Source organism: Streptomyces sp. Ncost-T10-10d, from assembly GCF_900091955.1.
Lineage (GTDB): Bacteria > Actinomycetota > Actinomycetes > Streptomycetales > Streptomycetaceae > Streptomyces.
In genome coordinates this window covers 122,369-137,440 of record NZ_FMDF01000044.1, presented here as the reverse complement: position 1 = coordinate 137,440, position 15,072 = coordinate 122,369, and the positions used below count along the sequence as shown (strand labels likewise).

The window sequence follows — 15,072 nt, the reverse complement described above, 5'->3', positions numbered from 1 at the left end:
GAGCCGAGGTTGTCCTGTTGCCGGCTCACATACCCGCGATCAGCTTCTCCACTCGGTCGTCCACCGAACGGAACGGGTCCTTGCACAACACCGTGCGCTGCGCCTGGTCGTTGAGCTTGAGATGGACCCAGTCGACGGTGAAGTCCCGCCGCTGTTCCTGGGCCCTGCGGATGAAGTCACCGCGCAGCCGCGCCCTGGTCGTCTGCGGGGGCACGGACTTGCCCTCGAAGATCTTCAGGTCGTTGCAGACACGGGCGGCCTGTCCCTTGCGCTCCAGCAGGTAGTACAGGCCGCGGCGGCGGTGGATGTCGTGGTACGCGAGGTCTATCTGGGCGACCCGCGGGTGCGACATGGTCATGTTGTGCTTCGCCCGGTACCGCTCGATGAGCTTGTACTTCATCACCCAGTCGATCTCGGTCTCGATCCGGTCGAGGTCCTCGGCCTCGACCGCGTCGAGCGTACGGCCCCACAGCTCCAGGACCTGAGCGACGGTTCCGGTGCGGATGCCACGGCGGTCGACGAAGTCGACGGCCTTCTCGTAGTACTCGCGCTGCACCTCGATGGCGGACGCCTCGCGGCCACTGGCCAGGCGCACCTTGCGCTGCCCCGTGGTGTCGTGACTGACCTCGCGGATCGCCCGGATCGGGTTCTCCAGCGTCAGATCCCGCATCACGGTGCCCGCCTCGATCATGCGGAGCACCAGATCGGTCGCGCCCACCTTGAGCAGCATGGTCGTCTCGGACATGTTGGAGTCGCCGACGATGACGTGGAGGCGACGGTACCGCTCCGCGTCCGCATGCGGCTCGTCACGCGTGTTGATGATCGGGCGGGAGCGCGTCGTGGCGGAGCTGACGCCCTCCCAGATGTGCTCGGCGCGCTGGCTGACGCAGTAGACGGCGCCCCGCGGTGTCTGCAGCACCTTTCCCGCGCCGCAGATCAGTTGCCTGGTGACGAGGAAGGGAATGAGGATGTCCGCGAGCCGGGAGAATTCTCCGTGCCGCGCCACGAGATAGTTCTCGTGGCATCCGTAGGAGTTTCCCGCCGAGTCGGTGTTGTTCTTGAAGAGATAGACGTCGCCCGCGATTCCCTCCTCGTGCAGGCGGCGTTCGGCGTCGACGAGCAGGCCTTCGAGAATGCGCTCGCCGGCCTTGTCGTGGGTGACCAGCTCGGTCAGGTTGTCGCATTCGGGGGTTGCATATTCCGGATGCGATCCCACGTCGAGGTAGAGGCGGGCGCCGTTCCGCAGAAAGACATTGCTGCTGCGGCCCCATGACACAACACGGCGGAAGAGGTAGCGCGCCACTTCATCAGGAGACAGTCGGCGCTGTCCCCTGAACGTGCACGTGACGCCGTACTCGTTCTCCAGCCCGAAAATGCGGCGGTCCATGACTGAACATTACGCCTGATGGCCTGAGCTGAAACCGGGTTCGACAGCACCGTTTCGATCATTTTCCGATCCTTGTACAGCAACAGCCGTACGCCCGGGAACTGCGAGGACCTTTCCCGTGGCAAGCAGGACCAACAGCGCCGCCACCCCGCCGGCCCCCGCGACGGCAAAGCTCCACGTCGTGCCGCCCAACTCGACGGCCGGGCCCGCGACGGCCGTTCCCGCCGCCGCGCCCACTCCGAACGTCGTCACCAACCAGGAGAACGCCTCGGTCACCGTGCCCTGCGGAGCGTGCCGGTCGACCACGATGAACGAGCACGCGATCGCGGGCGCCAGAAAGACTCCGGCCACTGCTGCCAGAGCGGTCATGGCGACCACCCCCGGGGTGAGCATCAGCGGCAGATAGCCCAGCGCCAGCAGCGCGACGATGACGCGCAGCCGACGCTCCGGAGCCCCGGCCCACTGCCGCGCCCCGTACACCGCACCACCGACCAGCGCACCCAGCCCGAGCGCGGCCATCAGCCAGCCGTACACCGACTCCCGGCCGTGGTCGTCGGCGTACGCCACCCCGGCCACCGTGATCGAACCGAGCGCGAGCCCCACGAAGAAGAACGAGCCGAGCAGCGCCAGCAGTCCCGGCGAGCGCAGCGCACCCAGCCAGTGCGCCTCACGGGGCGCGGAACGCCAGGCGCGGGAGGGTTCGGAGAGGACGACGGAGAGCGCCCCCAGGACCCCTATCGCGTTGATGACGAGCAGGGCGGCGGCGGGCGACCAGAGGGAGACGAGCAGCGTCACCAGCAGCGGGCCCAGGGTGAACATGACCTCCTGGGCGACGGCGTCCATCGCGTACGCCCGGTGCACCCGGTCCTCGCCGCCCAGGACGCTCGGCCACAGGGCCCGCAGACCGCCCTCCAGTGGCGGGGTGAACACACCTGCCACCATCACCGCCCCATAGGCCAGCGGCAGTGACTCCAGGCCCACCAGTGCCAGCAGGGCCATGCCCAGCGCCGACACCACGGAGGCCGGGAGCTGGACCCGCGGCTGGCCGTACAGGTCCACGGCGCGGCCCAGCAGCGGCTGTCCGACCGCGGTGGACAGCCCGTACACGGCGGCGAGCGCGCCGGCGAGGGTGTAGCTGCCGCCCTCGGCCCGGGTGAACAGCACGATCGCGATATGGGCGGTGCCGCTGGGGAGCCGCCCCACCAGGGTCCCTGCCAGCAGCCGGGCGGCATGCCGCGCCCGGAGGATGTCCAGAAATCCCGCGGCCATGTCCCGCCCCTCTCTCTCGGGCACTCTGCGGCACCCTGAGGTTTTACGTATAACGTCGAGTTCATACGTACCATGTGCCCAGTCCGCAGGTCCACCTCACGGCGCCTGCCCCCGACCGGCCCGGAGGCCCGAGTGACCAGCGCACCACAGTCACAGCCCGCCCCGGCCCGGCCCACGAGCCGCGATGTCGCGCGGGCCGCGGGCGTCTCGCAGGCCACCGTCTCCCTCGTGTTCGGCGACAAATGGCGAGGCAGGGTCTCCGAGGCCACCGCCGACCGTGTACGGCACGCGGCGCACGAACTCGGCTACCAGCCCAATCTCGCGGCCCGCAGCCTCCGCCTGGGCCGCACCAGGACCGCGCTGCTGGTCGTCCCCGCGCTCACCAACGAATTCTTCGCACGCGTCTACACAGGCGCCGCCGTGGTCGCCGCCGAACACGGCTTCGGGGTCGTCCTCTACCCGTCCCCCGAAGGCACGGGGTCGGCCAGGGATCCCTTCGCCTCGGCGCGCGCCTCCCTCGACGGGGTGATCGCCTCCTCCATGGCCGCCGGCGCACTGGACGTGCTGCGCGGCGCCGGCCTGCCGCTGGTCATGCTCGACAGCGACCCGGCGGACACAGGCGTCGCGGCACGGGTCAACCTCGACATCGCCGACGGCATGCGGCAGGTCGCAGAGCATCTGCTCGCGCTGGGGCACCGCCGCTTCGTCCACCTTGCGTCGGCGGTCGACACCTGGACCTTCGCGGTCCGTGCCCAGGCGCTCCACGACGCCCTGGGGGCGGTGCCCGGTACCTCCGTAAGGACCGTCACGGCGCCGCTCGACGTACAGGCAGGCCGCGAAGAAGCGGAGCACGCACTCGGCGCCTCTGGCCCCCGGCCCACCGCCATCGTCTGCGACGACGACATCCTCGCCGCGGGCGCCTGCAAGGCTGCCCGCAGGCTGGGGCTCCGCGTCCCCGACGACCTCTCCGTCACCGGTTTCGACGATCTGGCCCTGGCCACGGCCGTCGAACCGGAGCTCACCACCGTGCAGCTGCCCGCCGAGCAGGTCGGCGAACGCGGCATGGCCGCCCTCCTGGCGGTCCTGGACGGCCGCCCGGCCGAGCCCGGCAGCCTGCCCGTGCACCTGGTCGCACGGGGCTCCGCGGCGCCTCCGCCCGCGGACGGTCAGCGTTCATGACGGTGCCCCGGCCCGCCGGGAAGGCGGTCCGGGGCACCGGCACAGCGCGGGCTATTCCTCGGAGGACTCCGCGTCCCTACCGGAATCGGTGGGCTTGGTGACATCCGTCGTGCTCGCAGGGGACTCCGTCCCGGAGGACTCAGCCCCCTCGCCGTCCTCGATGTCGGAGGGCGCGTCCGTCGGTGCGGTGCCGCCGTCCGCCTCCAGCAGCCGCGCCAGCTGCCGGCCGACGATCCGCTTGAACTTCCGCTGCTGCGGCCTCGTACGGTCCAGGACCGCGACTTCCAGCCGCTCCGCGGGGATCTCCCGCTCGCTGCCGTTGGGATCGCGGGACAGCGCCTGCACCGCCAGCTTGAGCGCCTCGGCGAGCGTCATGCCGTCGCGGTGCCGCTGGTCCAGGAAGGTGCTGATCTGCTCGGCATTTCCGCCGACCGCGACCGATCCGTGCTCGTCGACGATCGAGCCGTCGTGCGGCAGCCGATAGATCTGGTCGCCCTCCGGCTCGGTGCCGACCTCGGCGACCACCAGCTCCACCTCGTACGGCTTCTCGGCCGCACTGGAGAAGATGGTGCCCAGCGTCTGCGCATAGACATTGGCCAGCCCACGGGCTGTCACATCGTCACGGTCGTAGGTGTATCCGCGCAGATCCGCGTAGCGCACACCGCCGATGCGCAGATTCTCGTACTCGTTGTACTTGCCGGCGGCGGCGAAACCGATCCGGTCATAGATCTCGCTGAACTTGTGCAGCGCACGGGACGGGTTCTCGCCGACGAACACAATGCCGTCGGCGTACTGCAGCACAACAAGGCTGCGACCACGGGCGATGCCCTTCCGGGCGTATTCCGCCCGGTCGGCCATGGCCTGCTGAGGTGAGACATAGAACGGCGTCGACACCGGTTATCCGTCCCTTTCTGTCAGTGACAAGAGCATCGAAGAAGCAGCGGAACGGGATCAGAGCAGCGCGGCGCGCGGGCCGTCGGGCTGCTCCAACCGGCGTTCCAGAATCGAGCGGGCGATCTCGGAGGATTCCGCCTCGGCCAGCTTCCGGAAGCCCTCGTCGGTGATGACGGTGACGATCGGGTAGATCCGCCGGGCCACATCGGGACCGCCGGTCGCCGAGTCGTCGTCCGCGGCGTCGTACAGCGCCTGCACGACCAGGGTGAGGGCCTGCTGCTCCGTCAGATCCTCGTGGTAGAGCTTCTTCATCGAACCACGGGCGAAGATCGACCCCGAGCCGGTGGCAGCGTATCCGTGTTCCTCGGAGCGGCCGCCGGTGACGTCGTACGAGAAGATCCGGCCCTTCCCGCGGTCGACGTCGAAGCCGGCGAAGAGCGGCACGACGGCGAGGCCCTGCATGGCCATCGCCAGATTGCTGCGGATCATCGTGGAGAGCCGGTTCGCCTTGCCCTCCAGGGAGAGCTGGGCGCCCTCGACCTTCTCGAAGTGCTCCAGCTCCAGCTGGAAGAGCTTGACCATCTCCACGGCCAGTCCGGCCGTGCCGGCGATGCCCACCGCCGAATACTCGTCGGCCGGGAAGACCTTCTCGATGTCGCGCTGCGCGATCATGTTGCCCATGGTCGCCCGCCGGTCGCCGGCCAGGACCACGCCGCCGGGGAACGTCGCCGCGACGATGGTCGTCCCGTGCGGCGCCTCGATGGCCCCCTGCAGAGGCGGCAGGTTCCGGTTGCCCGGGAGCATCTCGGGAGAGTGGTCGGACAGGAAATCCATGAACGAAGAGGATCCCGGCGTCAGGAAGGCAGCTGGTAGACGCCCGGTGCTACGAGTGTTGGCTTCCACGCGTTTCCCTCCAGGTATGCGACGGCCCTGCGCAAGGTGTCAGGATCGTCTCCCAACGTGCCGATGGCCGAATTGCAGTCGATGCGTTTACGCCACGGACCCTACCCGTCCCGCGGCAGCGATCCACATGAACTGTCGGGGGCAGCTGTACAGCCTGCGGTGCCGCTTGTGGCCGCGCGGTACGGGCCGACCCTGCCCGTACCGCGCGTACCTCTCCATTCCCCCACGTTCACATGAGTGAACTACTGTCCACCCTTTTGAACGAAAGAACGCACGAAGTCCTCCGCGTTCTCCTCGAGTACGTCATCGATCTCGTCCAGAACCGAGTCGACATCGTCGCTCAGCTTCTCCTGGCGCTCCTTGAGGTCCTCGGACGCCTGCGCGTCCTGCGCCTGCTCCTCGACCTCCTCGGTGGAGCGCGTCGCCTTCTGCTGTCCGCCGCCGGTGTCCTTGGTCGCCATTTAGCTCACCCCGCTCGGTTCGAAGCACTTGATCAGACCCTACCTACGGGGTCCGACATTGGCCCGGTAGTTGTCTCAACGTCCGGGGGTCATCCCGATGTTTCCCCGATTGCGGCCCTTTCAGCCGCCCGACAGCACCTGGACCAGCTCTTCCGCCGTGCGACAACGGTCCAGGAGCTCCTTGACGTGATTACGGGTGCCGCGGAGCGGTTCCAGGGTGGGTACCCGTTGCAGTGAGTCATGGCCGGGCAGATCGAAGATGACCGAGTCCCAGGAGGCCGCGGCCACGTCGTCCGCGTACTGTTCCAGGCAGCGGCCGCGGAAATAGGCCCTGGTGTCCTCCGGAGGCTTCGTACGGGCCTTCTCGACCGCGTCCTCGTCCAGCAGGCGCTTCATCTTCCCGCGAGCCACCAGACGGTTGTAGAGGCCCTTGTCGGCCCTCACATCGGCGTACTGGAGATCCACCAGGTGCAGGCGCGCCGCGTCCCAGTCCAGGCTGTCCCGGCGGCGGTAGCCCTCCATGAGCTCCCGCTTGGCGATCCAGTCGAGCTCGCCGGACAGACTCATCGGATCGTTCTCCAGCCGGTTGAGGGTGTCCTCCCAGCGGATCAGGACGTCCTTGGTCTGCTCGTCGGCGTCCACCCCGTACCGTTCCTCGACGTACTTGCGGCCCAGCTCGAAGTACTCCATCTGGAGCTGCACCGCGGTGAGCGTGCGGCCGCTACGCAGCGTGATCATATGCTTCAGAGCCGGGTCGTGGGAGACGTGGTGCAGGGTGCGCACCGGCTGGTCGACCGCGAGATCGACGTTGATGAAGCCGTCCTCGATCATGGAGAGGACCAGGGCGGTGGTGCCGAGCTTGAGATAGGAGGAGATCTCCGAGAGGTTCGCGTCGCCGATGATCACATGGAGCCGGCGGTACTTCTCGGCATCGGAGTGAGGTTCGTCGCGGGTGTTGATGATGGGGCGCTTGAGGGTGGTCTCCAGCCCGACCTCGACCTCGAAGTAGTCGGCGCGCTGACTGATCTGGAAGCCGTGCTCGTGGCCGTCCTGGCCGATTCCCACGCGTCCCGCTCCGGTGATCACCTGGCGGGAGACGAAGAACGGGGTCAGATGGCGCACGATGTCCGAGAACGGGGTCTCCCGCTTCATCAGATAGTTCTCGTGCGTGCCGTACGAGGCGCCCTTGTTGTCGGTGTTGTTCTTGTAGAGGTGGATCGGCTGGGCGCCGGGAAGCTGGGCCGCGCGTTCGGCCGCTTCGGCCATGATGCGTTCGCCGGCCTTGTCCCAGAGGACCGCGTCCCGCGGATTGGTGACTTCCGGGGAGCTGTATTCGGGGTGCGCATGGTCGACGTAGAGGCGGGCCCCGTTGGTGAGGATGACATTGGCCAGGCCGATGTCCTCGTCGGTGAGCTGGCTGGAGTCCGCGGTCTCGCGGGCGAGGTCGAAACCTCGCGCGTCCCGCAGCGGGTTCTCCTCCTCGAAGTCCCAGCGGGCGCGGCGCGCCCGGTGCATCGCCGCTGCGTAGGCGTTGACGATCTGGGACGAGGTGAGCATGGCATTGGCGTTGGGGTGGCCGGGGACGGAGATCCCGTACTCCGTCTCGATGCCCATTACTCGCCGTACGGTCATGCGGCCCTCCTTGCCCGGCGGCGCTCCCTTGAGGGGGCGGCGCTCAAGTACCGCTGCTTGTCCGATGCGTGTGCGGTGCCCGTCCCCGCACTGCGCGACCGGGCGGTACGCAAGAGCCTAGAGCGACTCTGTGCTGGTGGGGAGATCAATTACGTCATTGCTGCGGTGTCGCGTGAGCTGTCCGGAAAGCAACCGGCTGCGGATGCCCGACCGGGCATCCGCAGCCGGTCTGCGTTCTACAGGTACTGCCCGGTATTCGCCACCGTGTCGATGGACCGACCGGTGTCTGCGCCCTGCTTTCCGGTGACCAGCGTACGGATGAAGACGATCCGCTCGCCCTTCTTGCCGGAGATCCTGGCCCAGTCGTCCGGGTTCGTGGTGTTCGGCAGGTCCTCGTTCTCCTTGAACTCGTCCACACACGCCTGGAGGAGATGGGAGACGCGAAGGCCCTTCTGGCCCTGGTCGAGGAATGCCTTGATGGCCATCTTCTTGGCCCGGTCCACGATGTTCTGGATCATCGCGCCGGAATTGAAGTCCTTGAAGTAGAGGACTTCCTTGTCGCCGTTGGCGTACGTGACCTCGAGGAAGCGGTTCTCCTCGGACTCGGTGTACATCCGCTCGACGACCGACTGGATCATGGCGTGCGCAGCGGCTTCCTTGGAGCCGGTGTGCTCCGCGAGGTCGTCCGCGTGCAGGGGCAGCGAAGGCGTGAGGTACTTCGCGAAGATGTCCTTCGCGGCCTCTGCGTCGGGGCGCTCGATCTTGATCTTCACATCGAGGCGGCCGGGTCGCAGGATCGCGGGGTCGATCATGTCCTCGCGGTTGGAGGCGCCGATGACGATGACGTTCTCCAGGCCCTCGACGCCGTCGATCTCGGCGAGCAGCTGGGGGACGATCGTGTTCTCCACGTCCGAGCTGACGCCGGATCCCCGGGTGCGGAAGAGGGACTCCATCTCGTCGAAGAAGACGATGACGGGGGTGCCCTCGCCCGCCTTCTCACGGGCACGCTGGAAGACCAGGCGGATGTGCCGCTCGGTCTCGCCGACGTACTTGTTGAGGAGTTCCGGGCCCTTGATGTTGAGGAAGTAGCTCTTGCCCGTGGGCTGGCCGGTGACTTCGGCGACCTTCTTGGCAAGGGAGTTGGCCACTGCCTTGGCGATGAGTGTCTTGCCGCAGCCGGGCGGGCCGTAGAGCAGGATGCCCTTCGGTGGCCGCAGTTCGTGTTCCTTGAAGAGGTCGGGGTGGAGGTAGGGGAGCTCGACCGCGTCCCGGATCAGCTCGATCTGGTCGCCCAGGCCACCGATCTTGTCGTAGTCGATGTCCGGTACTTCTTCGAGAACGAGCTCTTCGACCTCGCTCTTGGGCACCACTTCGTAGACGTAGCCGGACCTGGGTTCGAGCAGCAGGGCGTCGCCGGGGCGGATGGTGATGTCCAGCAGCGGCTCGGCGAGCCGTACCACCCGTTCCTCGTCGGTGTGCCCGATGACCAGGGCCCGTTCGCCGTCCTCGAGGATCTCCTTGAGTGTGACGATGTCCCCGGCCCGCTCGAATTCCATGGCGTCGACCACGTTGAGCGCTTCGTTGAGCATGACTTCCTGGCCGCGCCGGAGGTCGTCGAGCTCAACGCTGGGGCTGACATTCACCCGGAGCTTTCGGCCCCCGGTGAAGATGTCGCAGGTGCCGTCCTCGTTGCCCTGCAAGAACACACCGAAACCGGCCGGCGGCTGTGCGAGCCGGTCGACTTCTTCCTTGAGGGCCACGATCTGGTCGCGGGCCTCGCGGAGTGTGTTGGCGAGCCGCTCATTCTGCGCGGACACGCCTGCCAGGTTGGTCTGCAACTCGACGATCCGCTCTTCGAGAATCCTCGTATGGCGCGGAGAGTCGGCGAGCTTACGTCGCAGGACGGCGATTTCCTGCTCGAGATAGGCGACCTGGCCGGCTGGGTCTTCGGACCCCCGCCCGGGCCGGATGCCGCGGTTGATGTCGTCGTCGTGGGCTGCCACGGTCCTCACCTCCTCCAAGGGGAGCTGGACGCTTCCTGACCCTACCTGGGTGGGTGATGATTGAAACCCCTAGATCACAAAGACTGCGAGGCGTGTCCGATCTTCACCCTTGCGTTCCCCCTCGTGTCAGGGGAATACCCACCCTTCAACATCGGAAAGCGGCCGGTTGTATCGTCGAACCGTTCAACACCCGTCAGGGCTGGCTACTTTTGGTTCCGATACGCAGGAACGGCAGGAGAAATGACCGTGCAGCAGGACGCTCCCACCGGCAGCGACACGCAGGACCTGGAGGTCTGGATCGACCAGGACCTCTGCACGGGAGACGGCATCTGCGTGCAGTACGCACCCGAGGTGTTCGAGCTGGACATCGACGGTCTGGCGTATGTGAAGAGCAGCGACGACGAGCTGCTGCAGGACAAGGGCGCCACGACGCCCGTACCGCTGCCGCTTCTTCAGGATGTGGTCGATTCGGCCAAGGAGTGCCCGGGCGACTGCATCCATGTGCGTCGTGTTTCGGACAGGGTCGAGGTGTACGGTCCCGAGGCCGCATGATCCGGCGGTTCCGGGCGGGCGATCACGCGCAGTGACCGGTCAGGCGTTGCTCGGGGCGGCCTGGGTGGCGCGGACGAATGCGCCGCCCTGCCACTGCCAGGTGACCTGTTCCTGCTGGTCGGGACAGCAGCTCGGTACCGCGGCCGAGGAGTAGCCGAGCAGGGTGGCGGAGATGATGCCGTCACGCACCGCGAAATCACCGACGCTCATCTTCTGGGCGGGGTCCACCAGGGTCGCCACGACCCGGGGTGTGGCCCCGCTTCCTTGTGTGAGGACGTAGACGCCGCTGGGCGGTGTGCCGGAACCGGCCGCGCAGTGGACCACGGCGACGGTCTCGGGGCGGCCGTCGCCGTCGAGGTCGCCGGGTGCCTGCTTGGCCACGGTGTTCTCCACCCCGCTGCATTCCAGGGGGAAGGTCGCCCGCTCCGGATCGGGTGCGGCGACGGATGCGGTGCCGTGCTGCGCGGTGGTGCGGTGGGGGGTCGAGGCGGAGGCCGTGGGGTCCGGCTGGAGCATGCCTGCGGCTGCGACGACAGCGGCCATGGCTGTCGCGGTGGCCAGCCAGTGCAGCGGCTTGGTGTCGGTGTGCGCGAGGTCCGGGAGCTCGGAGGGCTGCACGCGGGAGGTCTCCTGTGGTTCCTGTGGTTCGAGGATGCCTGGGTGGACGGTGCCGCCGGTGGGACGTCCGCGGAGGCGTGGGGGTGGCCAGCATCGTGCCACACCTCACAGAGCAGCGGAACGGTGGGGTCGGCACGGACGGGCTTCCGCAGCGGCAACGAAAGGGCGCCGCCGCCGAGTTCCCGTGTCGGTCCGGGAACTCCGCGGCGGCGCCGGTACGTTGTGCGGCTCAGCCGCGGGAGGAGCCGCTCTGGCTGCCGGGACCGTCGTAGTCCTCGCCGTAGGCGCCCTTGGCGGGGCGGCGGCGGCGGAGCGGGGCCTCCACACCGTCGGCCAGACGGCGAGCGGTGACGAGGAAGCCGGTGTGGCCGATCATGCGGTGGTCCGGGCGGACGGCCAGGCCCTCGACGTGCCAGTTGCGGATCATCGATTCCCAGGGCTGCGGCTCGGCAAAGCAGCCGATCTCGCGGATGGACTCGACGGTCCGGGCGAGCTGGGTGGTGGTGGCGACGTACGCGCAGAGGATGCCACCGGGCACGAGCGCCTTGGAGACGGCCTCCAGGCACTCCCACGGAGCGAGCATGTCGAGGATGACCCGGTCGACGTCGGTGTCGGACAGGTTGTCCTGGAGGTCGCCGACGGTGAGCTGCCACGCGGGGTGCGGTTCGCCGAAGTAGCGCTCGACGTTCTGCTGGGCGATCTCGGCGAAGTCCTCGCGGCGCTCGTACGAGTGCAGCATGCCCTGGTCGCCGATGGCGCGGAGCAGGAAGGTGGAGAGCGAGCCGGAGCCGACGCCGGCTTCCACGACGCGGGCGCCGGGGAAGATGTCGGCGAAGGCCAGGATCTGCCCCGCGTCCTTGGGGTAGACCACGGCGGCGCCGCGGGGCATGGACAGGACGTAGTCGGGGAGCAGGGGGCGCAGCGCGAGGTAGGCGACGTTTCCCGTGGTTCGGACAACACTGCCCTCGGGGGCACCGATCAGCTCGTCGTGCGGGAAAGAACCCTTGTGGGTGTGGAAGTTCTTTCCGGCTTCGAGCGTGAAGGTGTAGTGGCGTCCCTTGGGATCGGTGAGCTGGACCTGGTCCCCGACCTTGAAGGGCCCGCGTCGGCGGGCGGCACCGGTCGGTTCAGACATGTGACCAGCGTACCGGTGATTCCCCGCGCGCCGACCGCGAGTCCGGGCGGTCAGGTGGCGGGCCTGGCCAGGGCGGCGACGAATGCCCGTTCCACGTCGGCGGTGGACAGCACGCCGTAGATCTCGCCGGTCTCCTCGAGGACGAGGTATTCGGTGGCGGGGTCGGCCTTGAGCCTGTCCAGGAGCGCTTCGCCGGCCAGCTCGGCGGAGATCTTCATGCCTTCGGTGAGGTCCTGGGCGAGGCTGCTGACGGCGACCCAGGGGCGGCGGTGTTCGGGTACGGAGACGATGGCCGTCTCGCGGACGACGCCCCGGGGTTCGCCGTGTCCGTCGACGACGACGAGGGCACGGGCGCCCGCCTCGTTGGCGCGGCGCAGGGCCTCGGAGAGCGGGGTGGCGGCCTCCACCGGAACGGCGCGTCGGGTGAGGGTGCGGGCGCGCAGTTCGGGAAGGTGTTCGCGCAGGCGGGCCATGCGCAGGCTGTTGCCCGCACCGGTCCAGATGATGGCGGCGAGGATGGCGGCGAGCAGCGCGTCGGTGACGGTGTCCAAGCCGCTGAGGTCTCGGGGGTTGTTCCCCAAGGAGCCGGTGTGGGTGAGCAGCGGGAGGCCGACGAGGGTGACGACGGCCAGTGCACGGCCGACCCAGGCGGCGGCGACGGTGCCGCTCATCGGCCGCCCGGTGATCTTCCAGACGACGGCGCGGAGCATGCGCCCGCCGTCGAGCGGGAGGCCGGGGAGGAGGTTGAAGGCGGCCACCAGGAGGTTGGAGATCATCAGTCCGGCGAGGAGGACACCGGGCACGGTGCCGGGCGCGACGAACGTCATCCCTACGTAGAAGAGCCCGGCGAGCACCAGGGAGAGCAGGGGGCCGACGAAGGCGAGAACGAATTCGCGGCCGGGGGTCTCGGACTCCTTCTCGATCTCGGAGACGCCGCCGAAGAACTGGAGCTGGATACGGCGCACCGGCAGCTTGTAGCGCAGCGCGACGACCGTGTGGGCGAGTTCGTGGACGAGTACGGACGCGTAGAAGGCGATCGCGAAGAAGAGGGAGACCAGATAGCGGGCCGCGCCGAGCTCGGGCAGTACCCGTTCGAGCTGGCCTCCGAAGACCCAGGTGATCAGTGCGGCCACGAGGAACCAGCTGGGCGCGACATACACGGGCACGCCGAAGGGACGGCCCATGAGCAGGCCGCCGCCCGGCTCTTCGGGGCGCCGCGGTTCGCCCTTCTCGGGGCCGGCGCCGGGGCCCGTTCCCCCTGCACCGGGCTGCGGCCGCCCGCTGTCGCCGCTCTCGTCCACGAGGTCCCTTCGGTCGGTGCTGTACGGCACGATCATGCAGTGTGCGAGGGTCTGTGGTCGATGGTATGCCGCCGGCTGTCAGTGGCGGGCCGTAGGGTCTTCGACATGACCTCCCTGCCGCGGCAGCCTCAGCCGCCTTCGTCCCTGTCGCCGTCGCGGGCGAGCGATTTCATGCAGTGTCCTCTGCTGTACCGCTTCCGGGTCATCGACAAACTGCCGGAGAAGCCCAGCGAGGCGGCGACCCGGGGCACGCTGGTGCATGCGGTGCTCGAGCGGCTCTTCGACAACCCGGCGGTGGAGCGCACGGCCGACCGGGCCACGGCGCTGATCCCCGGCCAGTGGGACCGGCTGCTCGAGTCGAAGCCGGAGCTGTCGGAGCTCTTCGCGGAGGATGCCGGGGGCGAGCGGCTGGCGCGTTGGCTCTCGGAGGCGGAGAGCCTGGTGGAGCGGTGGTTCTCACTGGAGGATCCGACGCGCCTGGAGCCCGCCGAGCGGGAGCTGTTCGTCGAGACGGAGCTGGAGTCGGGACTTCGGCTGCGCGGGGTGATCGACCGTATCGATGTGGCGCCGACGGGCGAGGTCCGGATCGTGGACTACAAGACAGGGAAGGCGCCGCGCCCGGAGTACGCGGAAGGCGCGCTCTTCCAGATGAAGTTCTACGCCCTGGTGATCTGGCGGCTGAAGGGCGTGGTGCCCCGTCGGCTCCAGCTCGTCTATCTCGGCAGCGGCGACATCATGACGTACGACCCGGTGGTGGCGGATCTGGAGCGCGTCGAGCGGAAGCTGCTGGCGCTCTGGGACGCGATCCGGCAGGCGACGGAGACGGGCGAGTGGCGGCCCCGGCCGACGAAGCTCTGCGGCTGGTGCGACCACCAGTCGGTCTGCCCCGAATTCGGTGGCACTCCCCCGGTTTATCCTTTGTCAGCACGCCCGGCGGAGTCGGAGCAGGATGTCCAGGGCAGAATGGATCCGGTCCATGCTGAGGCCGGCCGGCCTGTGGCCCTCGAAGGACCTTAAGGAGACCCTGTGGCTATCCGCGTCCTACTGGTCGATGACCAACCGCTGCTGCGCACCGGCTTCCGGATGATTCTGGAGGCGGAGGGGGATCTCGCGGTGGTGGGCGAGGCCGGTGACGGTCTCCAGGCTCTCGACCAGGTGCGGGCGCTGCAGCCCGATGTGGTGCTGATGGACATCCGCATGCCGCGGATGGACGGCGTCGAGGCGACGCGCCAGATCACCGGTCCCGGCCGGGACGGTCCGGCGAAGGTGCTGGTGCTGACCACGTTCGATCTCGACGAGTACGTGGTGGAGGCGCTGCGCGCCGGTGCCAGCGGCTTCCTGTTGAAGGACGCTCCGGCCAATGAACTGGTGCAGGCCATCCGCGTGGTCGCCGCGGGCGAGGCGATGCTCGCTCCGAGCATCACCCGCAGGCTGCTCGACAAGTATGCGGACCATCTGCCGTCCGGCGAGGAGCCGGTGCCCGACACCCTGCACACGCTGACGGACCGTGAGCTCGAGGTGCTGAAGCTGGTGGCGCGCGGTCTCTCGAATGCGGAAATCGCCGCGGATCTGTTCGTCAGTGAGACCACGGTCAAGACGCATGTCGGCCATGTGCTGACCAAGCTCGGTCTGCGCGACCGGGTGCAGGCGGCCGTATACGCGTACGAGAGCGGCCTGGTGCGCCCCGGCGCCCAGTGAGCGGAGTGGGCGGAGCGGCGCCTTCCGGCCAGGTGCGGCC

The 15,072-nt window shown here is 68.4% G+C and carries 14 protein-coding genes and 1 pseudogene; 4 read left to right on the top strand and 11 right to left on the bottom strand.

The genetic code is table 11. The features are described from left to right. Positions 1-25: 25 nt before the first annotated feature. Together pafA and GA0115254_RS05565 are read right to left on the bottom strand one after the other, a co-directional pair. On the bottom strand, positions 26-1,387 hold the full coding sequence (gene pafA / locus GA0115254_RS05570; protein ID WP_093894153.1) for a Pup--protein ligase: 1,362 nt from the start codon (positions 1,385-1,387) through the stop codon (positions 26-28). Between the two features lie 9 nt (positions 1,388-1,396). Then, positions 1,397-2,656 (bottom strand): MFS transporter, encoded by a 1,260-nt coding sequence (locus GA0115254_RS05565; RefSeq protein ID WP_093894152.1) that lies wholly within the window; start codon positions 2,654-2,656, stop codon positions 1,397-1,399. A 132-nt stretch (positions 2,657-2,788) separates the two neighbouring features. Between GA0115254_RS05565 and GA0115254_RS05560 the strand changes: the two genes are divergently transcribed. Then, positions 2,789-3,835 carry a LacI family DNA-binding transcriptional regulator gene (locus tag GA0115254_RS05560; RefSeq protein WP_093894151.1) on the top strand — a complete coding sequence of 349 codons (1,047 nt, stop codon included), beginning with the start codon at positions 2,789-2,791 and terminating at the stop codon, positions 3,833-3,835. A 51-nt stretch (positions 3,836-3,886) separates the two neighbouring features. Here GA0115254_RS05560 and prcA read toward each other — a convergent pair whose 3' ends face one another. The 6 genes and pseudogenes from prcA to arc form a co-directional block, all read right to left on the bottom strand. Then, positions 3,887-4,729 (bottom strand): proteasome subunit alpha, encoded by an 843-nt coding sequence (prcA, locus tag GA0115254_RS05555; protein WP_093894150.1) that lies wholly within the window; start codon positions 4,727-4,729, stop codon positions 3,887-3,889. Positions 4,730-4,786: 57 nt separating this feature from the next. Further along, on the bottom strand, positions 4,787-5,632 hold the full coding sequence (gene prcB / locus GA0115254_RS05550; RefSeq protein WP_093894149.1) for a proteasome subunit beta: 846 nt from the start codon (positions 5,630-5,632) through the stop codon (positions 4,787-4,789). After that, a pseudogene (locus GA0115254_RS45635) lies at positions 5,584-5,771 on the bottom strand (endonuclease domain-containing protein); the annotation flags it as partial. The gene prcB and the pseudogene GA0115254_RS45635, both read right to left, overlap by 49 nt. A 103-nt stretch (positions 5,772-5,874) precedes the next feature. Then, positions 5,875-6,093, bottom strand: a complete 219-nt coding sequence (locus GA0115254_RS05540) for a ubiquitin-like protein Pup (RefSeq protein WP_016325855.1) — start codon at positions 6,091-6,093, stop codon at positions 5,875-5,877. Between the two features lie 120 nt (positions 6,094-6,213). After that, positions 6,214-7,725, bottom strand: a complete 1,512-nt coding sequence (dop, locus tag GA0115254_RS05535; RefSeq protein WP_370740831.1) for a depupylase/deamidase Dop — start codon at positions 7,723-7,725, stop codon at positions 6,214-6,216. 236 nt (positions 7,726-7,961) lie between these two features. Further along, the gene (gene arc, locus GA0115254_RS05530; RefSeq protein WP_093894147.1) at positions 7,962-9,728 is read right to left on the bottom strand and encodes a proteasome ATPase; all 1,767 of its coding nucleotides are present in this window, start codon (positions 9,726-9,728) and stop codon (positions 7,962-7,964) included. A 240-nt stretch (positions 9,729-9,968) separates the two neighbouring features. Between arc and GA0115254_RS05520 the strand changes: the two genes are divergently transcribed. Beyond that, on the top strand, positions 9,969-10,280 hold the full coding sequence (locus tag GA0115254_RS05520; protein ID WP_093894146.1) for a ferredoxin: 312 nt from the start codon (positions 9,969-9,971) through the stop codon (positions 10,278-10,280). 39 nt (positions 10,281-10,319) lie between these two features. On the opposite strand, the gene GA0115254_RS05515 is transcribed toward GA0115254_RS05520, so the two are convergent. The 3 genes from GA0115254_RS05515 to GA0115254_RS05505 all read right to left on the bottom strand — a co-directional run bounded on the left by GA0115254_RS05515 (position 10,320) and on the right by GA0115254_RS05505 (position 13,334). After that, positions 10,320-10,898 carry a hypothetical protein gene (locus tag GA0115254_RS05515; protein WP_093894145.1) on the bottom strand — a complete coding sequence of 193 codons (579 nt, stop codon included), beginning with the start codon at positions 10,896-10,898 and terminating at the stop codon, positions 10,320-10,322. A 229-nt stretch (positions 10,899-11,127) separates the two neighbouring features. Continuing rightward, positions 11,128-12,033, bottom strand: a complete 906-nt coding sequence (locus tag GA0115254_RS05510) for a tRNA (adenine-N1)-methyltransferase (protein ID WP_093541283.1) — start codon at positions 12,031-12,033, stop codon at positions 11,128-11,130. 50 nt (positions 12,034-12,083) lie between these two features. After that, positions 12,084-13,334: a site-2 protease family protein gene (locus tag GA0115254_RS05505; protein WP_093894175.1), complete on the bottom strand. Its 1,251-nt coding sequence runs from the start codon at positions 13,332-13,334 to the stop codon at positions 12,084-12,086. 171 nt (positions 13,335-13,505) lie between these two features. Between GA0115254_RS05505 and GA0115254_RS05500 the strand changes: the two genes are divergently transcribed. Together GA0115254_RS05500 and GA0115254_RS05495 are read left to right on the top strand one after the other, a co-directional pair. Then, on the top strand, positions 13,506-14,351 hold the full coding sequence (locus GA0115254_RS05500; RefSeq protein ID WP_256102406.1) for a RecB family exonuclease: 846 nt from the start codon (positions 13,506-13,508) through the stop codon (positions 14,349-14,351). Between the two features lie 9 nt (positions 14,352-14,360). Next, positions 14,361-15,032, top strand: coding sequence for a response regulator (locus tag GA0115254_RS05495; protein WP_093894144.1), 672 nt, complete (start codon positions 14,361-14,363; stop codon positions 15,030-15,032). The last annotated feature ends 40 nt before the right edge of the window (positions 15,033-15,072 follow it).